Raw genomic sequence first — 21,981 nt, 5'->3', positions numbered from 1 at the left:
GCCACACTGCCGCTGGGGGAGTGTGGACGTCTGTCTGGCGCCTTCGGCGCCGGTCTCACCCACACCACAGAAACAAGGAGGCGGAATGCGCTTGGGTCGTATTTCCAAAGCAGTGGGCGTGGCGGCAGCAGCTGCCATCGCCCTCAGCGCCTGCGCGGGCAACAGCGGCGGGACAACCCCGACCACTGCGGCGGCAGCAAGCAAGCAAGGCGGATCGGCAACTGTAGTAGAGGTCAACGCATTTAATACGTTCAACCCGAACACGGCCGATGGAAACACTGACATCAACTCAAAGGTCAGCTACGCCACGCACTCGGGCTTCTTCTACATCGACAACAAGCTCAATGTTGTCCGCAATGAGAAGTTCGGCAAGATGGAAAAGGTCTCTGACGATCCGCTGACGGTGAAGTACACCATCAACGACGGCGTGAAGTGGTCCGACGGCACTCCTGTTACCGCAGCCGACCTTGTGCTGCAGTGGGCCGCCTTCTCCGGTTACTACAACGACGCCGACGCGGAAGGTAAGACCGGAACGTCCTACTTCTCCTACGCCGGTGACCCCACCGGTATCGCCCTCACCGACTTCCCGGAACTCGGTGACGACGGCCGCAGCATGACGCTGAAGTACTCCAAGCCCTTCGCGGACTGGGAAATCGCCATCGGCGGCCCCGGCGTCGACATCCCCGCCCACGTCCTGGCCAAGAAGGCAGGCCTGGCGGACACCAAGGCGTTCATTGACCTGCTGAAGGGCATGCCCCGCGGCGATTCCAAGGCCCCCAAGCCGGCGAACGCCCAGCTCAAGGCTATGGCGGACCTGTGGAACACCGGCTTTGACACCAAGACCCTGCCGGCCGATCCGAGCCTTTACCTCTCCAACGGTCCGTTCATCGTCAAGAGCGTCAACCAGGACCAGTCCCTGACCATGGTCAAGAACAAGGACTACAAGTGGGGACCGGAAGCCAATCTGGACGAAATCACCGTCCGCTACATCGGTGAGGCACCCGCCCAGGTCCAGGCTCTCAAGAACGGCGAGGCCGACATCATCGCCCCGCAGGCATCCGCGGACACCGTGGAGCAGCTCAAGGCACTCGAAAGCCAGGGCGTGACGGTCGACGTCGGCAACCAGCTCGCGTACGACCACATCGACCTGAACTACTCGGGCCCGTTTGCCGACAAGAACGTCCGCGAGGCGTTCATGAAGGCCGTCCCGCGTACGGACATCGTCGACAAGATCGTCAAGAAGCTGGACCCGAAGGCTGCACCGCTTGACTCCCAGCTGTTCGTTCCGGACCAGGCCCCGTACGCCGACTCGGCCAAGAACAATGGTTCCTCCGCCTACCAGGGTGTGGACATCGAGGGTGCCAAGAAGCTCCTCAACGGCGCCACCCCCGAAGTTCGCATCATGTACAACAAGGACAACCCCAACCGTGTTGACGCTTTCTCCCTGATCRGCGAGTCCGCCACCAAGGCCGGCTTCAAGATCGTCGACGGCGGCCTCGGCAAGTCTGACTGGGGCAAGGCCCTCGGTGACGGCAGCTACGATGCCACCATCTTTGGCTGGAGCAACTCGGGTGTCGGCGTGTCCGGCGTTCCGCAGATCTTCAAGTCCGGCAACGACTCCAACTTCAACCAGTTCAGCGACCCCGCAGCCGACAAGCTGATGGACGAACTGATTGTCACCACCGACAAGAGCAAGCAGGACGGCCTCGTTGCGCAGATCGACAAGATGATCTGGGATTCGGCCTACGGCCTGCCGCTGTTCCAGTCGGTTGGCGTGGACGCGTACAGCGACCGCATCACCGGTGTGAAGTACATGCCGAACCAGACCGGCGTTTGGTGGAACTTCTGGGAATGGGCGCAGAAGTAGCCCGCGACCCCAAGTAACACTGCTGGAAAGGCGTCGGGACCACAGCTTCTTCGGTCCCGGCGCCTTTCTGGCGACATCCCTGACGATGCCGTGGTCCCGCCGCCACATCGGCGGGAACCGGCCAAACTCCGCGACCGGTCCGGGCAATCCCTGGGCCCGAATTCCGAGGTTCTATTCCAATGGTGACCTACATCTTCCGGCGGCTCGTGACTGCCGCCCTCATCCTTCTCGGTGCGTCTTACCTCGTATATCTCCTGACAGCGGCGTCCGGCGATCCCCTCGAGGAATTCCGCGCCAACCCCACGCCCCAGAAGCAGCAGCTCATGGACGCGAGGACCGAGCTCTTGCAGCTGGACACCCCGGCCCCGCTGCGGTACTTCAAATGGTTCGGCGGCGCTGTCCAGTGCCTCGTTCCGTTCGCCAACTCCTGTGACCTCGGGAAAAACATCGCCGGTCAGCCCATCACCGAGGCCCTCGGCTTCGCGCTCGTCCAGACCCTGACCCTCGTCACCGCGGCAACGGTGCTCGCCATCCTGATCGGCATCACCCTGGGCATCGTCACCGCCCTGCGGCAGTACAGCACCCTGGATTACGGCGTGACGTTCATGGCCTTCCTGTTCTTCTCACTGCCGATCTTCTGGGTCGCCGTCCTGCTCAAGGAATTCGGCGCCATCGGCTTCAACGACTTCCTGCGGAACCCCGACGTGCCGCTGCCCGCGGCCCTCGGGATCGGCGTCGTCGTCGGCGCAGTGACAGCCGTCGCGGCGGGCGGGACCATGCGGCGCCGGCTGCTGGCCGGCGCCGTCGCCTTCGCCTTCGTCACCGCGGTGCTCATTTACTTCTCCGCCACCGAATGGTTCAAGACCCCGGGCATGGGCCCCGTGGTCATCGCCATCGCCGGTGTCGGCATCGCGTTCGCCGTGACCCTGCTCTCCGCCGGGCTGAAAAACCGCAAGGCCCTGCAGTCGGCCCTCATCGCCGTCGGCGTCGGAGTCGTGCTCTACTTCCTCCTTCAGCCGCTGCTCAACGAGGCTACGTTCCTGATGATCGTGCTCCTGGCGGTCGCCTTCGTCCTGATCGGCATGGGCATCGGCTACCTGGTGGGCGGCTACGACCGCGGGCAGTCCATGCGGGCGGCAGCCATCACCTCGTTCCTGGTCGGCTTCCTGATCCTGCTGGACCGGTACATGCAGGCGTGGCCCAGCTACTTCAACAACAGCCGTGTGYGCGGCCGGCCGATCGCCACCATCGGTGCCAGCACGCCGAACATCCAGGGCGACTTCTGGGTCCTGAGCCTTGACTCCTTCACGCACCTGATCCTGCCCACCCTGGCCCTGATTCTCATTTCACTGGCCAGCTACACCCGCTTCACCCGGGCCTCGATGCTCGAAATCATGAACATGGACTACATCCGCACGGCCCGGGCCAAAGGCCTGAGCGAGCGGACCGTCATCATGCGCCACGCCTTCCGCAACGCCCTGATCCCGATCGCCACGATCGTGGCCTTCGACATTGGGGCGCTGATCGGCGGTGCCGTCATCACCGAAACCGTCTTCTCGGTCCGCGGCATGGGCTTCCTGTTCCTGGACGGGATCGCGCACACCGATCCCAACCCGGTCATGGGCGTCTTCATCTGCGTGGCCATCACGGCCATGGTCTTCAACCTCATCGCGGACCTCGCCTACTCCGCACTGGATCCGCGCGTAAGGGTAAAAGCATGAGCCAGCCAAGTCAGCAGGAAGTAATCATGGCCGAAGACGAAGCCTCGCGGATATCAGCCGCGGCCGGCGTTGAGCCGGTCCTTGAGGCCAAGGGTCTCAGCCAGGGCCAGATCGTCCGGAAGCGTTTCCTCGGACACTCCGGCGCCATTATCGGCCTCGTGGTGTTCGCCTTCATATTCATCCTGGCCTTCACCTCGGTGGGTTACCTGGGAATCCCCGGCTGGTGGAAGTACTCCCACACGCAAGTCTCGCCACTGGTCAACGGCGGCGCACCGACCTCCTCGCTGTGGCCGCTGGCCTGGGGCGAACATCCGTTCGGCCAGGACCGGATCGGCCGCGACCTCTTCGCCATGACCATGCGCGGCGCGCAGCAGTCCATCACCATCATGATCGTGATCGGCCTCATCGCCGGCCTGATCGGCGTCGTGGTCGGTGCCATCTCCGGGTACTTCCGCGGCTGGTCCGAGGCCATCCTGATGCGCCTGACCGACGTCATCATCATCATTCCGGCCCTGTTGCTGGCCGCCGTCATGGCCGCCCYCGCCGGCCGCCGGGACCAGGGGAGCTGGTTCGCCTCCTTCGCCAGCACCAACGGCGTCCTGGCCCTCGGAATCTTCCTGGGCCTGATCAGCTGGGTCGCCCTGGCCCGACTGATGCGCGGCGAATTCCTGTCCCTGCGCGARCGSGAGTTCGTGGATGCGGCCCGGATTTCCGGCGCCAGCAACGCMAGGATCATCTTYAAGCACATCCTGCCCAACGCCGTCGGCGTGCTGATCGTGAACGTGACCCTGACCATGTCCGCCGCGATCCTCACCGAAACGGCGCTGAGCTACCTCGGCGTCGGCGTCAAGGCCCCGGACACGTCACTGGGCCTGCTCATCTCCCAGAACCAGCAGGCCTTCGCCACACGGCCCTGGCTCTTCTGGTTCCCGGGCATGTTCATCGTGCTCATCTGCCTCAGCATCAACTTCATCGGCGACGGCCTGAGGGACGCCTTTGACCCACGGCAGAAGAAGTTCAATGCCAAGAAGGCGGCCGATCATGGGGGTGCCGCGGTGCAGGCAGGTACCGTCACCGGACTTGGCGCCTCGGCGCCTGAGGATCCCCGCAACGACGGGCCGGCCGACGGAACACGGGGCCAGTAGATGCCGGCCCCCTGCAGGACCGCTCTAACCGGCGGTAATCGCCAGGTAGCTTGCCGCCAGGAGCAGTACGACGGCGCCAATCGCCACCCAGCGGACGGTCACCGTTGCCGCGGTGCTGGCAGCGTCGCCGGCGGCGAGCTGCCCGCCTTCCACGAGGTCATGCCACCGGGCCCGCACCAGCATGGCAGCCTGGCCGGAATCCGTGGTCTTCAGATCTCCCGGACGGACCGACTTGCCGGGACCGTAGGTGGTTGCCGGCAGGCCGTGGAGGTCCTCCGGGCGGGCATGGCGGCCGCCCCAGATGCCGGGGGCCGGCGCGGCCCAGGAGGTGTAGCTCTTCCGGGCGGTGACCAGCGTCAGCGCAAAACGGGTATCGACGTGCACCAGTGCTGCCCACGGCACCTCAATCGAGCGGAACGGATTCTCCAGGGTGACGCCGGCATCGTGGACTACAACGGACGGCATCCAGAACAGTTGCCAGCCCATGAAGGCAATGAAGGCCAGCGGGGCGATGCCGCCCAGCGCCCCCGGACCCGCCATGACGACCGTGACCACGACGCCGAACGCGGCCACCGCCCAGGACAGCAACGCGAACCATTTGTTGGTTCGTGCTTTGAAGACTTCAACATTTCCGGCGTGCGGCGTAGAGCTCATGCCCCCAATAATTCAGTATTCCGAGCCGCAGCACTAATCCCCGGTGCACCGGCGGCCCGGGCGGAAGGATAGCCCATCATGACTGACTTCATCACCCTCGATCCGCCGGCGTCACCTGTGCCTGGCAAAGGCGAACCTGTCCTGGAGGTCCGGGATCTCAGCGTGGATTTCGGYGTGGACAAGAAATGGGTCCCGGCAGCGATCGGCCTGAACTACGAGGTCCGGGCCGGCGAAGTGCTCGCCATCGTGGGGGAGTCCGGCTCCGGAAAGAGCGCCAGTTCGATGGCGCTGCTGGGCCTGCTGCCGAGTAACAGCCGTGTGACAGGAAGTGTCAAGCTTGCCGGCCGTGAGCTGCTGGGGAGCAATGAGGCCAATATCCGCGCGGTGCGCGGCAAGGACGTCGCGGTGATCTTCCAGGAGCCGATGACGGCCCTGAACCCGGTGTACACCGTGGGGTCGCAGATCGTCGAAACTGTGCGTCTGCACAATGAAGTTTCCCCGGAAGAAGCCCGGCTCCGGGCCCTGCGCATGCTGGAACTTGTCGAACTGCCCGATCCGGAGAAGGCCTTCCGGTCTTACCCGCACCAGCTTTCCGGCGGCCAGCGCCAGCGCGCCATGATCGCGCAGTCGCTCTCCTGCGACCCGAAGCTGCTCATTGCCGATGAGCCGACCACGGCCCTCGACGTGACCGTCCAGGCCGAAATCCTTGACCTCATGCGCAACCTGCGGAACAAACTGGACAGCGCCATTGTGCTCATCACCCACGACATGGGAGTGGTGGCCGACCTCGCCGACCGGATCGCCGTCATGCGCAAGGGCCTGATCGTGGAGACGGGCACGGCAGCGCAGATCTTCCACAACCCGCAGCACGAGTACACCAAGGCGCTGCTGGCTGCGGTCCCACACCTGGGCCAGGGCGGCGCGGATTCCACGGCGGACGTGGACGTCACCGCTGCCCTCGCCGCCGCGACCCACGTCGAGATCCTCTCCATTCCTGAAGACGAGCTGATCCGGCGCGAGCGCGAAAACGCCGCCGCTCTGGCCGCGGCCGAAGCGGCCAAGCCGAAGGGCGAGCCGGTCCTGGAGCTCACCGATGTCGCCATCGAGTACCCGAAGCAGGGCCGGGTGCCGGCCTTCCGTGCCGTGGAAGGGGCCAACCTGGTCATCTATCCCGGACAGGTGGTCGGTCTCGTCGGCGAGTCCGGCTCCGGAAAGACCACCATCGGCCGGGCCGCCGTCGGCCTGCTGCCGGTGGCGGCAGGCACCATGCGGGTAGTCGGGCAGGACATTTCCGCCGCCAAGAGGAACGGCCGGCAGCTCCACGAGATGCGCCGGCATGTCGGCATGGTGTTCCAGGATCCGTCGTCGTCCCTGAACCCCCGGCTGCCCATCGGGGAAAGCATCGGGGAGCCGATGTTCCTGGCACGGGCTGCGAAGGGCGCCGACCTGCAGCGGCGGATTGAGGCGCTGCTGGACCAGGTCGAGCTGCCGCGCGACTACCGCAACCGCTACCCGCACGAGCTCTCCGGCGGGCAGAAGCAGCGCGTGGGGATCGCGCGGGCCCTCTCGCTCAAGCCCAAGCTGATGGTCGCCGACGAGCCCACCTCCGCCCTCGACGTCTCAGTCCAGGCCAAGGTGCTCGATCTCTTCCAGAACCTGCAGAAGGAACTGGGGTTCGCCTRCCTCTTCGTCACCCATGACCTCGCGGTGGTGGACGTGCTCGCGGACCGGATATGTGTCATGCAGCGCGGCAGGATCGTGGAGCAGGGGACCCGCGACCAGATCCTCCGCAATCCCCAGGAGCCCTACACCCAGCGGCTTTTGGCGGCGGTTCCGCTGCCGGATCCGGACAAGCAGCGCGAGCGCCGCGAACTGCGCGCGCAGCTGCTGTCAGGGGCCAGCTGAGGCTTGCCTGGAGGGGGTCGGAACAGGGGCCAAAACCGGCAGATTCCAGTTAAGGGCGAGTAACCCAGGTCACACCGCGGGCGAATACTACCAGCCGGTAGCGTGTGACTTGAAATACACTCCGCTTGACGTTACTCGTCATGAGATTGTCGGATCACGGTTTGGCAACAGAGTTCCAACATTTGGACGGTTTAGGGCTAGGCTACTTCCATATGTAGGCCACGTCACAGGGGATACCCCTGTGCCTGCTTACGGGGAAGCATAAGTTTTTCCCTCACGAACTCCCACAACTCATAGGAGGCGGAATGCGTTTTTCGCGCACTTCCAAAGCACTGGGCATGGTGGCTATCGCCGCCCTCGCCCTGACCGGATGCGGTGCCAGCGGCTCCGCAACCGGTAGCGGCAGTACCGGCGGCGACACCAGCAAAGTGATCCTCGCCGACGGCTCCGAACCCCAGCGTCCCCTCATGCCCGCCGACACCAACGAAGTCGGCGGTGGCAAGGTCATCGACATGATCTTCGCGGGTCTGGTCAGCTACGACCCCAGCGGCAAGCCGGTCAACGAACTCGCCGAGTCCATCGAGGGCAAGGACGGCCAGCACTTCACCATCAAGGTCAAGAAGGACCAGAAGTTCACGAACGGCGAGGCCATCACGGCCAAGTCCTTCGTCGATTCCTGGAACTTCGGCGCCGCAGCCAAGAACGCCCAGCTCAGCGGTGGCTTCTTCGAAAGCATCAAGGGCTACGACGAAGCCAGCGCAGAGGGCTCCACGGTTGAGACCATGTCCGGCCTGAAGGTCGTTGACGACCAGACGTTCACCGTCGAACTGAAGCAGCCGGAATCTGACTGGCCGCTTCGCCTTGGCTACACCGCGTTTGTTCCGGTTCCCTCCGGTGCCCTGAAGGACCCGAAGGGCTTCGGCGAGAAGCCGGTCGGCAACGGCCCGTACAAGCTCGCGGACGGCGGCTGGCAGCACAACGTGCAGATCCAGCTCGTTCCGAACCCGGACTACAACGGCCCGCGCAAGGCCAAGAACGCCGGCGTGACGTTCAAGATCTACCAGAACGACGACTCGGCGTACCAGGACCTGATGTCCAACAACCTGGACATCCTGCAGACCATCCCGACCAGCGCGCTGAAGAACTTCAAGTCTGACCTCGGCGACCGCACCATCAACAAGCCGTACGCCGGCAACCAGACCATCGCCATCCCGGAATACCTGCCGGAATGGAGCGGCGACGCCGGCAAGCTCCGCCGCCAGGCGATCTCCATGGCGATCAACCGCGAAGAGATCACCAAGGTGATCTTCAACGGTGCACGCCAGCCCGCCAAGGACTTCACGGCACCCGTGCTTGACGGCTACAGCGACTCGATCGCCGGAGCCGAGAACCTGACTTTCAACGCCGACAAGGCCAAGGAAGCCTGGGCCAAGGCTGACGCCATCCAGAAGTGGGACGCGAACAAGACGTTCACCATTGCCTACAACGCCGACAAGGGCGGACACAAGGCCTGGGTTGAGGCAGTAGTCAACCAGCTCAAGAACACGCTCGGCATCAAGGTTGAAGGCAAGCCGTACGCCACCTTCAAGGAAGCCCGCAACGACGCCACCGCCAAGACCCTCACCGGCTCCATCCGTGCCGGCTGGCAGGCAGACTACCCGTCGCTGTACAACTTCCTCGGCCCGATCTACAAGACCGGTGCCGGCTCCAACGACGCCAGCTACGCCAACCCGACGTTCGACAAGGCCATCTCCGACGGCCTGAACGCCGCGTCGGTCAGCGACGGCAACAAGGCCATGAACAAGGCCCAGGAGATCCTCCTGACGGACCTGCCGGCCATCCCCCTGTGGTACCAGGTTGCCCAGGGCGGCTGGAGCGACAAGGTCACCAACGTCGACTACGGCTGGGACGGCGTCCCGCTGTACTACAACGTAACCGGTAAGTAACAACAAAACGACGGCGGGGGCCGCCCATACTGGGGCCTCCGCCGTCGTCGTGTTTCCCCTCCATTTATTTTCTTGATGCCCGGCTCTTTCGGGCGAACTTTTCGCAGCCCTGCCGCCGTGAGCAAACCGGCGCCGGCCTGCATCCATAGTGAAAAGGTTCTTTGATGAACAACTCCGCCGCATCCCTGGACAGGATGCCTGCCAACGAGGGTGTGACTCGCTGATGTCGACATACATCCTCAAGCGTTTCCTGCAACTGATTCCCGTCTTCCTGGGCGCAACACTGCTGGTCTATTTCCTGGTCTTCAGCCTGCCCGGTGACCCCATCGTGGCCCTGTTCGGCGACAAGCCGGTGAACGAGGCGGTCGCAGCCAAGCTGCGCATGCAGTACCACCTGGACCAGCCGTTCTGGATGCAATACCTGCTTTACCTCAAGAGCATCTTCACGTTCGACCTCGGCCAGGACTTCTCCGGACGCCCCATCGCCGCCGTGCTCGGCGAGGTCTTCCCCGTCACGGCGCGGCTGGCCATCATGGCGCTGATCTTCGAGGCCTTTTTCGGCATCATCTTCGGCCTCATCGCCGGCCTGCGCAAGGGCAAGCTCTTTGACGCCACGGTCCTGATCTTTTCGCTGATCGTAATCGGCATCCCGATCTTCGTCCTCGGCTTCCTGCTGCAGTTCACCATCGGAGTTCAGCTCGGCTGGGCCAAACCGACCGTCAGCTCCGCGGCGACCATCCCGGACCTCATCCTGCCGGCTATCGTGCTGGGACTGGGATCGTTCGCCTACGTCCTGCGCCTGACCCGCACGTCCGTCATCGAAAACATGAACGCCGACTATGTGCGCACCGCCACCGCCAAGGGCCTCTCCCGGTTCCAGGTGGTCCGCGTCCACATCCTGCGCAACTCCCTGATTCCCGTCATTACCTTCCTGGGCGCCGACCTCGGTGCCTTGATGGGCGGGGCAATCGTCACGGAAGGAATCTTCAACGTTCCGGGCGTCGGCAACCGGCTCTACCGGGCCGTGCTGTCCGGCGAAGGGCCCACAGTGGTCTCGATCGTCACCGTCCTGGTGCTGATCTACTGCCTCTCCAACCTGCTCGTTGACCTGCTTTACGGCTGGCTTGACCCGAGGATCCGTTATGACTCCTGATAACACCACCACCACCGCACGGCACGCCGATTCGCGCCGCCCGGCCCGCCGGACCGTGCACTTCGTGGCCGATGTCTCCGAGACTCCGCTCCAGGTAACGGACCGGGTCAAGGACGAAGCCGCACCGCTAAGCCTGTGGGGTGAGGCCTGGAAGAACCTGCGCAAGCAGCCGCTCTTCATCATCTCCGTGTTCCTGATCCTCGTGGTCGTGGCGGTGTCGCTCTTCCCGGGGCTCTTCTCGCCGATCGACCCGACCTCGGAGGCCTGCCAGCTGGCCAACTCCGACGCCGGCCCCGCCGCGGGCCACCCGCTGGGCTTCACCCAGTTGGGCTGCGACGTCTACGCCCGCGTTATCTTCGGTACGCGGTCCTCGGTGACCGTGGGCCTGTTGACCACCATCGGCGTGCTGCTGATCGGTGGCATCATGGGTGCCGTCGCCGGCTATTACGGCGGCTGGATCGACTCGGTCCTGGCCCGCATCAATGACATCTTCTTCGCCCTTCCCCTGATCCTGGGCGCGATCGTGCTGATGCAGCTGCCGATGTTCCGGGCTAACAAGACCGTGTGGACGCTGGTGCTCATCCTGATCATCTTCGGCTGGCCGCAGATTGCCCGCATCACCCGCGGCGCCGTCGTTGAGGTCCGGAACGCCGACTTCGTCACGGCCGCCCGGTCGCTGGGCGTCTCGAAGTTCGGCGCCCTCATGCGCCACGTCCTGCCGAACTCGCTGGCTCCGATCATCGTCGTGGCCACCATCTCCCTGGGAACGTTCATCGTGGCCGAGTCCACGCTGTCCTTCCTCGGCATCGGGCTGCCGGCCAGCGTCATGTCCTGGGGCAATGACATCGACGCGGCAAAGGCTTCCCTCCGGTCCAACCCGATGCCACTGATCTACCCGGCCATCGCGCTGTCCATCACCGTCCTGAGCTTCATCATGCTGGGCGATGCCCTGCGTGATGCCCTCGATCCCAAAGCCCGCAAGCGATGAAAGGGGACACCATGAGCGCCTCTGTTGACTTCCAGGAAGCTGAGTACGCCACTGAGCGCCCGCTGCTTGAAATCAAGGACCTGGCCATCGGGTTCACCACCAGCAACGGCCAAGTCAACGCCGTCCGCAACGCCCACCTCACCGTCATGCCGGGCGAAACCGTCGCGATTGTGGGCGAGTCGGGCTCCGGCAAGTCCACCACCGCGCTGGCTGCTATCGGCCTGCTCCCGGGCAACGGGCGGGTCGCGGCAGGCCAGATCCTGTTCGATGGCGAGGACATCTCCAACGCCAGCGAAAAGCGGATGATCGAACTGCGCGGCAACAGCATCGGCATGGTCCCGCAGGACCCGATGTCCAACCTGAACCCGGTGTGGAAGATCGGCGACCAGGTCCGCGAGACGCTGAAGGCCAACGGACTCCCGAGCGGCCCCGACGACGTCGCCAAGGTCCTGTCCCAGGCAGGGCTGCCCGACGCCGGCAGCCGCGCCAAGCAGTACCCCCACGAGTTCTCCGGCGGCATGCGCCAGCGCGCGCTGATCGCGATCGGGCTCGCCTGCCAGCCGCGCCTGCTCATCGCGGACGAGCCGACCTCGGCGCTCGACGTGACCGTGCAGCGCCAGATCCTCGATCACCTGGACAAGATGACCACGGAACTGGGCACCGCGGTGCTGCTGATCACGCACGACCTCGGCCTCGCCGCCGAGCGTGCCGATCAGGTGGTGGTCATGTACCGCGGCCAGGTTGTCGAATCCGGACCCTCGCTGGAGCTGCTGCAGAACCCGCAGCACCCGTACACCCAGCGGCTGGTCGCCTCGGCGCCGTCGCTGGCGTCCCGGCGCATCCAGGCGGCCAAGGAACTCGGCGTGGAAACCGACGACATGCTCGCCCCGAGCGAGACCGGCGTGGTTGAGCCGGCCAAGTCCGACGACGTCCTGCAGATCCAGAACCTCAGGAAGGTCTTCAAGCTGCGTTCGGGCCTGGGCAAGTCCACGGACTTCACCGCCGTCGACGACATCTCCTTCAACGTCAAGCGGGGAACCACGACGGCGATCGTGGGGGAGTCGGGTTCAGGCAAGTCCACGGTGGCGCAGATGGTCCTGAACCTCCTGACGCCGACCTCCGGCAAGATCATCTTCGACGGCGTGGACACCTCCACGCTGAACAGCAAAGAGCTCTTCGCCTTCAGGCGCCGTGTACAGCCGATCTTCCAGGACCCGTACGGGTCCCTGGACCCGATGTACAACATCTTCCGGACCATCGAGGAACCGCTGYGGACCCACAAGATCGGGGACAAGGCCAGCCGCGAGAAGAAGGTCCGGGAATTGCTGGACCAGGTGGCGCTGCCGCAGTCCACCATGCAGCGGTACCCCAACGAGCTCTCCGGCGGCCAGCGCCAGCGGGTCGCGATCGCCCGCGCCCTGGCCCTGGACCCCGAAGTGATCATCTGCGACGAGGCCGTCTCGGCACTGGATGTGCTGGTGCAGGCGCAGGTGCTGAACCTGCTCGCCGAACTGCAGTCCCGGCTCGGCCTGACCTACCTGTTCATCACCCACGACCTCGCGGTGGTCCGGCAGATCGCCGACCGCGTGTGCGTCATGGAGAAGGGCAAGCTGGTGGAAACAGGCTCGACGGACGACGTCTTCGAGTCGCCGCAGCAGGACTACACCCGGGCGCTGCTCAACGCCATCCCCGGCGCCGGCCTCATGCTGCCGCCGGAAATGGACGTGGCCTGAGCGGCCGCTTCCTGAGGGCTTGAAGAAGTCCGCCGCCAGCAGCGCTTAGCGGCTGGCAGTACAGGAGCCGGTGTCCTCCCTTCGGGGCGGACACCGGCTCCTTTGTTGTGCTGTGGCCCGTGCGCCGGCGGTGCCTGCGCCGGTGGCGCGGCGCTGGCAGTGCCTGCGCCGGTGGCCAGGCGCTGGCGGTGCCTGCGCCGGTGGGACAAGCCTGCGTTAGTGGGATAAGCCGGCGAGCATGCCGGGGTCGGCGTAGTCAAACCCCAGGGACTGCAGCCGCTGGCCGAAAACGGCGCCCAGGGCCGCGTGGCCCTGCCGGTTCAGGTGGACCCGGTCCGCCATCGAGCCCGTCAGGTTGTACCGGGTGAGCCAATCGCCTGCGCTGACGAACGACAGCCCGTGATGGTCCGCCACCCGCCCCAAAAGCGCGTCCACATCGCTCCGGCGTCCTCCGCCGTAGTGGGCGCCGCGCCCGAGTGTGCCGACCATGAGTATCCGGGCAGCGGGGTAACGCTGCTGGATGCTGGCGATCAGCCGTTCCGCGTTGGAGACGATCTGCGCGTCGGAGGCGCCGCGTGCGGCATCGTTCCCGCCGCCTTCGATCACCACGAGGGGAGGAGCGCCGTACGGGAGTTTCCAGTCGCCGCGCTGAAGCGCGTCGATGTAGTTGCCGGTCTTGCCGTTGGACGCCACGAAACCGGTGCCGCCCCGGCCACAGAAGAAGACTTTGTACCCAGCAGCGGCCAGACCCTGCCTGGGCCAGCCGTAGGAAGGTTCCGATTGCGAGTCGCCAATCAGCACGGCGACATTGCTGGTGTCCTTGACGATGATCTCGTTGCGGCCGTTGGCAGGATTGCGGTAGGTCGAGCCGCTCGGCAGAGCGGCGGGGTCGATGGTGGACCCGATGCGCGTCTTGGCCGCGGACCCGGCCGCGACCGGGACTCCGGCGCCAACGGCCGCTCCGGCCCCGCTGCCGGTCAGTGGCGTGCCCACAGCTCCCAACTCTGATGATCCAGCGTCGGAAGAGCCCACTTCGGAAGAGCCCGCGTCGGGCGCAGGTGAATAAGAGGTCTGTCCGCAGCCGCCAAGAACCACGCCGGTGGCGATCATCATTGCGACGAAGCGGGACAGGGCCGAGGCGTTTCGCATGAATGTCTCCGGGCTTGCTTGCTGCTATCAGAGCAATGATGGTGCATGGGCGCTGGAAAATCCAGTGACTTTACTCACACGTGATAGACCATTTCCGTGCGCCCGTCCTGCTCTGGCGACAGCGCGGACGCTGGTCACCGATCCGCATTTTAGGCCAATAAATGACCTAGCGTTTAGAATGGTAGTAGGTGCCCTGTGCCAAAGGGACTTATCTGTCGTGCGTTCCGGTTGGAAATGTCGCGATACCACAGCTGACTTCACCACTGAATCGAGCAATAACGCATGTCTGAAACCACCACCAACACCGCGGTAGCCACTGCATCGCGCAGTGACCTGCGCAACGTCGCGATCGTGGCCCACGTTGACCACGGCAAGACCACGCTGGTCGACGCCATGCTCAAGCAGACCAACTCCTTTGCCGAGCACAACCACCTCGAAGACCGCGTCATGGACTCCGGTGACCTGGAACGCGAAAAGGGCATCACCATCCTGGCCAAGAACACCACGGTGGCCTACAACGGACCGTCCTCCAACGGCGAAACCATCACCATCAACGTCATCGACACCCCTGGCCACGCCGACTTCGGTGGCGAGGTGGAGCGCGGCCTGTCCATGGTCGACGGCGTCGTCCTCCTCGTCGACGCCTCTGAGGGCCCGCTGCCCCAGACCCGCTTCGTGCTGCGTAAGGCCCTCGCCGCGCACCTGCCGGTGATCCTCCTGGTCAACAAGACCGACCGCCCCGACGCGCGGATCGAAGAAGTTGTCCACGAATCCATGGACCTGCTCCTGGGCCTTGCCTCCGACCTCGCCGACGAAGTTCCGGACCTCGACCTGGACAAGATCCTGAACGTGCCGGTTGTTTACGCCGCCGCCAAGGTCGGCCGCGCCTCCCTCGAGCAGCCCGCCGACGGCAGCGCCCCGGAAAACGAAGACCTCGAGCCGCTCTTCCGGGCCATCATCGAGCACATCCCGGCCCCGACCTACAACCCGAACGGTGTCCTGCAGGCACACGTCACCAACCTGGACGCCTCACCGTTCCTGGGCCGCTTGGCGCTGCTGCGCATCTACAACGGCACCCTGCGCAAGGGCCAGACCGTGGCCTGGGCACGCGCCAATGGCGAGCTCAAGAACGTCAAGATCACCGAACTTCTCGCGACCAAGGCACTGGACCGCGTCCCGGCTGAGTCCGCTGGCCCGGGCGAGATCGTCGCCGTCGCCGGCATCGAGGAGATCACCATCGGTGAGACCCTGACCGACGCCGAGAACCCGCAGCCGCTGCCGCTGATCACTGTTGACGACCCGGCCATCTCCATGACCATCGGTATCAACACCTCCCCGCTGGCCGGCAAGGTAAAGGGCGCCAAGGTCACGGCCCGCCAGGTCAAGGACCGCCTCGACAAGGAACTGATCGGTAACGTCTCCATCAAGGTTCTCCCCACCGAGCGTCCCGACGCCTGGGAAGTCCAGGGCCGTGGCGAGCTTGCACTGGCCATCCTGGTCGAGCAGATGCGCCGCGAAGGCTTTGAGCTGACCGTCGGCAAGCCGCAGGTGGTTACCAAGACCGTCGACGGCAAGGTCCACGAGCCGATGGAACACATGACCATCGACGTGCCCGAAGAGTACCTCGGCGCCGTCACCCAGCTGATGGCAGCCCGCAAGGGCCGCATGACCAACATGGCCAACCACGGCACCGGCTGGTGCCGCATGGAGTTCATCGTTCCGGCCCGCGGCCTGATCGGGTTCCGCACCAAGTTCCTCACGGACACCCGCGGCGCCGGCATCGCCGCCTCCATCTCCGAAGGCTACGAGCCGTGGGCCGGCCCCATCGAATACCGCACCAACGGTTCGATGATCGCCGACCGCGCCGGTGTTGTGACCCCGTTCGCCATGATCAACCTGCAGGAACGCGGATCCTTCTTCGTCAAGCCCACCTCCGAGGTGTACGAGGGCATGATCGTGGGCGAGAACTCCCGCGCCGACGACATGGACGTGAACATCACGAAGGAAAAGAAGCTCACCAACATGCGTGCAGCTTCCTCGGACACCTTCGAGAACCTGACGCCCCCGCGCGACCTGACCCTTGAAGAGTCCCTCGAATTCGCCCGCGAAGACGAGTGCGTTGAGGTTACCCCGGATTCAATCCGTATCCGCAAGGTCATCCTGGACACCAACGAGCGTGCCAAGGCCAACCGCGCCCGCGCCAAGGTCTGATCCCGGTCTCCGGGCTTCAGCCACAACGTGATTAAGAGAGCTGCCGGTACGGCAGGCGGCATTGCCGCCGCCGTGCCGGCAGCTCTTTTTGTTGCCCTGGCCGGCACCGCCCTGCACCGCCACGATCTGGTCCTGGGCGGAGTGGACGTCCCGTGGGGCGCCGTCGCTGCGCTCGTGCTGCTGGGCTCGGTCCAGCTGTGGCTGGGGGCGGCATTCCGTTCTGTCGTCCCGACGGCGGCTTGCGGAGTCCTCTGCTACGCGCTGATTGGCTGGTGGTCCACCCTGGAAACGGGCAAGCGCCTGGTCATCGGCGACGCCGCGGGCAATATCTGGGTCTTCGGCATCGCAGGCATCACCGTGGCCATGCTGGCCTGGTGCCGGCGCTACAGGAGGCCGACCGGCCAGGACCGGTGACGACGGGCCAGGACCGGTGACGACGGGCCAGGACCGGACCGCCCGGCCCGGTTCCCCACGGGACATGCCCATTTTTCGGTCGCTCGAGTGGGCGCAATGGCATTATGTCCGGCCCCGGGTTGGTGCGCGGGACATGCCCCGCCCTCATGGTCGGACCTGTCCGGCATCGCCCCCATCCGGCCCGTGCAGTTTTCCACATAGTGCGGGATCCGACTTCCAGAGCGCAGAGTGCGGCTCCACCATGGGTGAATGGCCAACATCATCGAGGTGCTCTCGAATTACGACGGCGTCGCCCGCGCCAAATACATTGCCGCCGCGGGGGTCTCCGATTTTCAGCTCAAGTCCGCGATGGCCTCGGGAGCCGTGTCACGCGTGGCCCGCGGCGTCTATGCGTTGCCCGGTGCAGACGCGCAGCTGATCGCCATACGCTCGCTTCCGGCGGAACCGGCGTGCATCACCGCGGCGCACTTCAGCGGGCTGTGGGTCCTTGAAGCCCCGGCCCAGCCGCACGTTGCCCTCACCCACAGCAGGAGCTACCAGGGCTTCGTCTGCCACCGGGCGCCCGCGCCGCCGACACTCCTGGACACGGTTATCCAATGCTTGCGCTGCCTACCCGAACCTCACGGGCTGATCATCGCCGAATCCGCCGTCGTGCTGAAGGGACTCCCGCTGGGTTCATTGCGTCGGCGCCTCGATGGCCGGAACGACACCCGGGAGCGCCGGATCGTGTCGGAGATTGTCCCGCAGTCGCAGTCGCTCATTGAGTGCCTGGCCCGGTTCCTGCTGCGGCGGGCCGGCTTCCATGTTGAATCGCAGGTCAACGTTCCAGGGATGGGACACCTGGACCTGATGGTCGACGGCCGTCTCGGCATCGAGACTGACGGGGCGGGATTCCACATGGACAGGGCCAGCTTCGAGGAAGACCGGCGGCGTTGGAACGTCACCACGCGCCGGGGAATCCCGACTCTTGTTGTGACGTACCCGCTGTTGAGGGACCACCCCGAGGATTTCATCGCTATGGTCCGCGAAGCCCTGAACAGGCTATCTGCCGCCGCCTAGAGTCAGACTCCACGTCCGGCTTCGTGTGCCCTTGCGATGCGGTTCGGCACTCTGGGCCTGCACTCTGATCCTGCACCGCGCCCAGCCACCGCTGAAATTGTCCCGTGCTCTTTCATTGCACCACTGGACATGTCCCTTGTTCTGTTGGTTTACCGCTGGACATGTCCCTTGTTCTGTTGGTTTACCGCTGGACATGTCCCTTGTTCTGTTGGTTTACCGCTGGACATGTCCCTGGCTCCGTCGATTCACCACTGGACATGTCCCGCGCTGGGTGGCGGCGATGAGCACGGTGTCGAAATGTCCATCTCCAGCAGCGAGGGGAGTGCATGTCCATTGATGGCCGGAGGTGGGGCTGGACATGTGCGTGGTTGGCCAGCAGGGGAGGGCATGTCCATTGGTTGGCCGGGGGTGRGGCTGGGCATGTGCGTGGTTGGCCAGCAGGGGAGGGCATGTCCATTGGTTGGCCAGGTGCGGAGGGCATGTCCAGTGGTCGGGTGGTGCGGAGGGCATGTCCCCGGGGCGCAACCACCGACGCGCCCACCCCGGAACCGCCCGTCAGGGCTCCTGCATCCGCGGGGCGCGGCGCGGCGGGGGCGGCGGGACTTCCTTGGCTGCCACGACAAGGGGGAGGGCAATGACGACGTCGGAGCGGCGGGTGCGGACGGTGCATACGCCGTCGGCGCGATCCACGAGCTCGCCGAGGGCATCCGTCAGGCCGCCGTCGATCCTGTACCGGACCACAACGCGGGTGCCGAGCGGGGCGGCGGAGAGAAACTGCTGGGGCAAGGGCAAAGGCGAGCTCATCAGATCATCGTAAGACGCGGAGCATGTGTGACGTCCGGCTAGGTTCGCGGGAACAGGCTGGGAGATAATAGGCTCAGAAGTCAGCAGCCCGGCTCAGGGCCTGGAAATCATCCGGCCGGTCGCCGGAACCAACGTGGAGAGGCCAGGGACGTGACGTACGTAATCGCGCAGCCGTGTGTAGATGTCAAAGACAAGGCATGTATTGAGGAGTGCCCCGTCGATTGCATTTACGAGGGTGAGCGTTCCCTGTACATCCACCCCGACGAGTGCGTGGACTGCGGTGCCTGTGAGCCGGTCTGCCCCGTGGAGGCGATCTACTACGAGGACGACACCCCCGAAGAATGGGCCGACTACTACAAGGCCAACGTCGAGTTCTTCGACGAACTCGGGTCCCCGGGCGGCGCCGCGAAGGTTGGGAACACCCACACCGACCACCCCATGATCGCCGCCCTGCCGCCGCAGAACCAAGAGAACTAGGACGGCGCTACGGTGACATCCGCGGTGCGCACCTTCGGCCTGAGCCTGCCCGATTACCCGTGGGAGGCCATGGCGCCGTATCTCGCCACGGCAGCCCGGCACCCGGCAGGAGCCGTCAACCTTTCCATCGGAACCCCGGTGGACGCGACGCCGGCCCTCATCCAGGACGCACTGCGCGCCGCCGCGGACGCCCCCGGCTATCCCACGGTGCACGGGACGCCGGCCCTGCGGGAAGCCATCGCCGGCTGGTTTGCGCGCCGGCGCGGCGTCCCCGGGCTCGACCCGCAGAATGTGATGCCAACGGTGGGTTCCAAGGAACTCGTCGCGTGGCTGCCGTTCCTGCTCGGCCTGAAGCCGGGCGACGTCGTCGTCCGGCCCACGGTTGCGTACCCCACCTATGACATCGGGGCCACCTTCGCCGGTGCGGAGCAGGTCGCCGCGGACGACCTTGACGAGCTCGACGCCGGCACCCGGGCCCGCGTGCGCCTGGTCTGGGTCAATTCACCGGCCAACCCCACCGGCAGCGTCCGGGACATCGCGTCGCTGCGGCGGATCGTCCGGCAGGCCCGCGAGCTCGGCGCCGTCGTCGCGTCCGATGAGTGCTACGCCGAACTCGGCTGGGGGGAGTGGGACCTCGAGCGTGGCGGCGCCCCGGTCCCGAGCGTCCTGGATCCGCAGGTCGCAGAAGGCTCCCACGATGGCCTGCTCGCCGTCTATTCGCTGAGCAAACAGTCCAACGTGGCCGGTTACCGCGCGGCATTTGTCGCCGGCGATCCGGTGATCATGGCGAACCTGGTCAACAGCCGCAAGCACGCCGGGATGATTGTGCCCTATCCGGTCCAGGAAGCCATGCGCGTGGCCCTCGGCGACGACGCCCACGTCCAGGCCCAGAAGGACCTGTACCGGGGCCGGCGGGAACGGATCGTGCCCGCGCTCGAAGGTTTCGGCCTGACAATCCATGAATCGAGGGCAGGCCTTTATCTGTGGGCCACCGCCGGCGAGGCGACGTGGGACACCGTGGGCCGGCTCGCGGACCGCGGAATCGTCGTTGGCCCCGGGGTCTTCTACGGCGACGCCGGCAACGGGTTCATCCGGGTGGCGCTGACCGCCAGCGACGAAAGGATCGACGCCGCGGTCTCGCGGCTGGACCCGGAAGCGTAACAATGCTGTGACGCGTGCCACATGTGGCGTGTTTTTGGCGTTTTGCGGGCCCCCCGGATTAGTGCCACCCGCGAAGTGAAGGTACTTTTTAACTGACGATCAATGGTGGCTTTCCACAAGAAGGCAGCGCAGCCTTTGGAAATCCTGTCCGCACAGGATCCGCGGGCAGCTTCACCAGATGTTGGACCAGCTTTCGACAGAGGCCCCGATGCCTCATGAGGAGACTCCATGACTGAAACCACCAGCGCAACCCTGCGCCATGCCGGCGGCGAACTCGAACTCCCGCGCATCAAGGTTGTAGAAGGGAACGAAGGCTACGACGTTTCCAAGCTGCTGAAGCAGACCGGCGCCGTCGCCTTCGACCCCGGTTTCATGAACACCGCGGCCACCACCTCGGCCATCACCTACATCGATGGTGACGCCGGCATCCTGCGCTACCGCGGCTACCCGATCGAGCAGCTGGCCCAGCACTCGAGCTTCCTGGAAGTCTCCTACCTGCTGATCTACGGCAACCTGCCGACCCCCACCGAGCTGGAGTCCTTCGACCAGCGGATCCGCCACCACACCCTGCTGCACGAGGAGCTCAAGGGCTTCTTCAGCGGCTTCCCCCGTGACGCCCACCCGATGCCGGTGCTGTCCTCGGCCGTGTCGGCGCTGTCGACGTTCTACCAGGACTCGCTGGATCCGTTCAACGCCGAGCAGGTGGAGGTGTCCACCATCCGCCTCATGGCCAAGATGCCGGTCATCGCCGCCTACGCCCACAAGAAGTCGATCGGGCAGCCCATGCTGTACCCGGACAACTCGATGAACCTGGTGGAGAACTTCCTGCGCCTGAGCTTTGGCCTGCCGGCCGAGCAGTACGAGGTGGACCCGGTCATCGCCAAGGCCCTGGATCTGCTCCTGATCCTGCACGCCGACCACGAGCAGAACTGTTCGACGTCGACCGTCCGCCTGGTCGGTTCCTCGAACGCGAACCTGTTCGCCTCCGTCTCCGCGGGCATCAACGCCCTCTTCGGCCCCGCCCACGGCGGTGCCAACGAGGCCGTCCTGAAGATGCTGCGCCAGATCCAGGCCGACGGCATCAAGCCCGAGGACTATATGGAGAAGGTCAAGAACAAGGAGGACGGCGTCCGCCTCATGGGCTTCGGGCACCGCGTCTACAAGAACTACGACCCGCGTGCCAAGATCATCAAGGCCACGGCCCACGAGGTCCTGAGCAAGCTCGGCGGAAACGACGAGCTCCTCGACATCGCCATGCGCCTTGAAGAGAAAGCCCTGGGCGATGACTACTTCATCCAGCGCAAGCTCTACCCSAACGTGGACTTCTACACCGGCSTGATCTACAAGGCSATGGGTTTCCCGGAGAAGATGTTCACCGTGCTGTTCGCCATCGGGCGCCTGCCGGGCTGGATCGCCCAGTGGCGCGAGATGATCAGCGACCCCAATACGAAGATCGGCCGCCCGCGCCAGCTCTACGTCGGCGAACCGGAACGCAACTACCCGTCGCTGTAGCCCGCCCGCCGGCCACGGCGCGCGATAGACAGTACGACGCCGTCATCCGGCGCCAGGAAATAGTTGACGCAGTCTTCAGGAT

The 21,981-nt window shown here is 65.2% G+C and carries 17 protein-coding genes; 14 read left to right on the top strand and 3 right to left on the bottom strand.

Annotation, left to right across the window (positions count from 1 at the left end):
- Positions 1 to 85 precede the first annotated feature (85 nt).
- The 3 genes from AC1DHX_RS15340 to AC1DHX_RS15330 all read left to right on the top strand — a co-directional run bounded on the left by AC1DHX_RS15340 (position 86) and on the right by AC1DHX_RS15330 (position 4,733).
- Positions 86 to 1,867: an ABC transporter family substrate-binding protein gene (locus AC1DHX_RS15340; protein ID WP_476900203.1), complete on the top strand. Its 1,782-nt coding sequence runs from the start codon at positions 86 to 88 to the stop codon at positions 1,865 to 1,867.
- 179 nt (positions 1,868 to 2,046) lie between these two features.
- Positions 2,047 to 3,588, top strand: coding sequence for an ABC transporter permease (locus AC1DHX_RS15335; protein WP_476900202.1), 1,542 nt, complete (start codon positions 2,047 to 2,049; stop codon positions 3,586 to 3,588).
- Positions 3,589 to 3,614: 26 nt separating this feature from the next.
- Positions 3,615 to 4,733 (top strand): ABC transporter permease, encoded by a 1,119-nt coding sequence (locus AC1DHX_RS15330; RefSeq protein ID WP_476900205.1) that lies wholly within the window; start codon positions 3,615 to 3,617, stop codon positions 4,731 to 4,733.
- A gap of 24 nt (positions 4,734 to 4,757) precedes the next feature.
- Here AC1DHX_RS15330 and AC1DHX_RS15325 read toward each other — a convergent pair whose 3' ends face one another.
- On the bottom strand, positions 4,758 to 5,387 hold the full coding sequence (locus AC1DHX_RS15325; RefSeq protein ID WP_476850339.1) for a PH domain-containing protein: 630 nt from the start codon (positions 5,385 to 5,387) through the stop codon (positions 4,758 to 4,760).
- A 78-nt stretch (positions 5,388 to 5,465) separates the two neighbouring features.
- On the opposite strand from AC1DHX_RS15325, the gene AC1DHX_RS15320 reads away from it, so the two are divergent.
- The 5 genes from AC1DHX_RS15320 to AC1DHX_RS15300 all read left to right on the top strand — a co-directional run bounded on the left by AC1DHX_RS15320 (position 5,466) and on the right by AC1DHX_RS15300 (position 13,112).
- Positions 5,466 to 7,292 (top strand): ABC transporter ATP-binding protein, encoded by a 1,827-nt coding sequence (locus tag AC1DHX_RS15320; protein ID WP_476900201.1) that lies wholly within the window; start codon positions 5,466 to 5,468, stop codon positions 7,290 to 7,292.
- Positions 7,293 to 7,597: 305 nt separating this feature from the next.
- Positions 7,598 to 9,238 carry a peptide ABC transporter substrate-binding protein gene (locus tag AC1DHX_RS15315; RefSeq protein WP_230007108.1) on the top strand — a complete coding sequence of 547 codons (1,641 nt, stop codon included), beginning with the start codon at positions 7,598 to 7,600 and terminating at the stop codon, positions 9,236 to 9,238.
- Positions 9,239 to 9,461: 223 nt separating this feature from the next.
- Positions 9,462 to 10,391 (top strand): ABC transporter permease, encoded by a 930-nt coding sequence (locus AC1DHX_RS15310; protein ID WP_230007109.1) that lies wholly within the window; start codon positions 9,462 to 9,464, stop codon positions 10,389 to 10,391.
- Positions 10,381 to 11,379 (top strand): ABC transporter permease, encoded by a 999-nt coding sequence (locus AC1DHX_RS15305; RefSeq protein ID WP_230007110.1) that lies wholly within the window; start codon positions 10,381 to 10,383, stop codon positions 11,377 to 11,379. Before AC1DHX_RS15310 ends, AC1DHX_RS15305 begins: the two co-directional genes overlap by 11 nt.
- A gap of 11 nt (positions 11,380 to 11,390) precedes the next feature.
- Positions 11,391 to 13,112 carry an ABC transporter ATP-binding protein gene (locus AC1DHX_RS15300; RefSeq protein ID WP_476900200.1) on the top strand — a complete coding sequence of 574 codons (1,722 nt, stop codon included), beginning with the start codon at positions 11,391 to 11,393 and terminating at the stop codon, positions 13,110 to 13,112.
- 216 nt (positions 13,113 to 13,328) lie between these two features.
- Here AC1DHX_RS15300 and AC1DHX_RS15295 read toward each other — a convergent pair whose 3' ends face one another.
- On the bottom strand, positions 13,329 to 14,261 hold the full coding sequence (locus AC1DHX_RS15295; RefSeq protein WP_476858930.1) for an SGNH/GDSL hydrolase family protein: 933 nt from the start codon (positions 14,259 to 14,261) through the stop codon (positions 13,329 to 13,331).
- Between the two features lie 282 nt (positions 14,262 to 14,543).
- On the opposite strand from AC1DHX_RS15295, the gene typA reads away from it, so the two are divergent.
- The 3 genes from typA (at position 14,544) to AC1DHX_RS15280 (ending at position 17,945) form a co-directional block, all read left to right on the top strand.
- The gene (typA, locus tag AC1DHX_RS15290; protein ID WP_079550304.1) at positions 14,544 to 16,472 is read left to right on the top strand and encodes a translational GTPase TypA; all 1,929 of its coding nucleotides are present in this window, start codon (positions 14,544 to 14,546) and stop codon (positions 16,470 to 16,472) included.
- Between the two features lie 27 nt (positions 16,473 to 16,499).
- Complete coding sequence (locus AC1DHX_RS15285; RefSeq protein WP_476850343.1) at positions 16,500 to 16,886, top strand: hypothetical protein; 387 nt, start codon at positions 16,500 to 16,502, stop codon at positions 16,884 to 16,886.
- Between the two features lie 249 nt (positions 16,887 to 17,135).
- Positions 17,136 to 17,945: a type IV toxin-antitoxin system AbiEi family antitoxin domain-containing protein gene (locus AC1DHX_RS15280; RefSeq protein WP_476858929.1), complete on the top strand. Its 810-nt coding sequence runs from the start codon at positions 17,136 to 17,138 to the stop codon at positions 17,943 to 17,945.
- 555 nt (positions 17,946 to 18,500) lie between these two features.
- On the opposite strand, the gene AC1DHX_RS15275 is transcribed toward AC1DHX_RS15280, so the two are convergent.
- Positions 18,501 to 18,749 carry a putative acetyltransferase gene (locus tag AC1DHX_RS15275; protein WP_476858928.1) on the bottom strand — a complete coding sequence of 83 codons (249 nt, stop codon included), beginning with the start codon at positions 18,747 to 18,749 and terminating at the stop codon, positions 18,501 to 18,503.
- A gap of 150 nt (positions 18,750 to 18,899) precedes the next feature.
- On the opposite strand from AC1DHX_RS15275, the gene fdxA reads away from it, so the two are divergent.
- The 3 genes from fdxA to AC1DHX_RS15260 all read left to right on the top strand — a co-directional run bounded on the left by fdxA (position 18,900) and on the right by AC1DHX_RS15260 (position 21,899).
- Complete coding sequence (gene fdxA / locus AC1DHX_RS15270) at positions 18,900 to 19,226, top strand: ferredoxin (protein ID WP_028275689.1); 327 nt, start codon at positions 18,900 to 18,902, stop codon at positions 19,224 to 19,226.
- A gap of 12 nt (positions 19,227 to 19,238) precedes the next feature.
- A complete protein-coding gene (gene dapC / locus AC1DHX_RS15265) occupies positions 19,239 to 20,387 on the top strand; it encodes a succinyldiaminopimelate transaminase (protein ID WP_476858927.1) in 1,149 nt (382 codons plus the stop codon).
- Between the two features lie 228 nt (positions 20,388 to 20,615).
- Positions 20,616 to 21,899: a citrate synthase gene (locus tag AC1DHX_RS15260; protein WP_476900199.1), complete on the top strand. Its 1,284-nt coding sequence runs from the start codon at positions 20,616 to 20,618 to the stop codon at positions 21,897 to 21,899.
- The last annotated feature ends 82 nt before the right edge of the window (positions 21,900 to 21,981 follow it).

This window comes from Arthrobacter sp. 05N33_2, from assembly GCF_056397425.1.
This window is presented reverse-complemented; position numbering and strand designations above follow the sequence as displayed.

Coding starts and splice junctions, on each gene's coding strand:
- AC1DHX_RS15325 (WP_476850339.1), bottom strand. CDS start 5,387: ATGAGCTCTACGCCGCACGCCGGAAATGTTGAAGTCTTCAAAGCACGA.
- AC1DHX_RS15315 (WP_230007108.1), top strand. CDS start 7,598: ATGCGTTTTTCGCGCACTTCCAAAGCACTGGGCATGGTGGCTATCGCC.
- AC1DHX_RS15310 (WP_230007109.1), top strand. CDS start 9,462: ATGTCGACATACATCCTCAAGCGTTTCCTGCAACTGATTCCCGTCTTC.
- AC1DHX_RS15305 (WP_230007110.1), top strand. CDS start 10,381: ATGACTCCTGATAACACCACCACCACCGCACGGCACGCCGATTCGCGC.
- AC1DHX_RS15295 (WP_476858930.1), bottom strand. CDS start 14,261: ATGCGAAACGCCTCGGCCCTGTCCCGCTTCGTCGCAATGATGATCGCC.
- typA (WP_079550304.1), top strand. CDS start 14,544: ATGTCTGAAACCACCACCAACACCGCGGTAGCCACTGCATCGCGCAGT.
- AC1DHX_RS15280 (WP_476858929.1), top strand. CDS start 17,136: ATGGCCAACATCATCGAGGTGCTCTCGAATTACGACGGCGTCGCCCGC.
- AC1DHX_RS15275 (WP_476858928.1), bottom strand. CDS start 18,749: ATGAGCTCGCCTTTGCCCTTGCCCCAGCAGTTTCTCTCCGCCGCCCCG.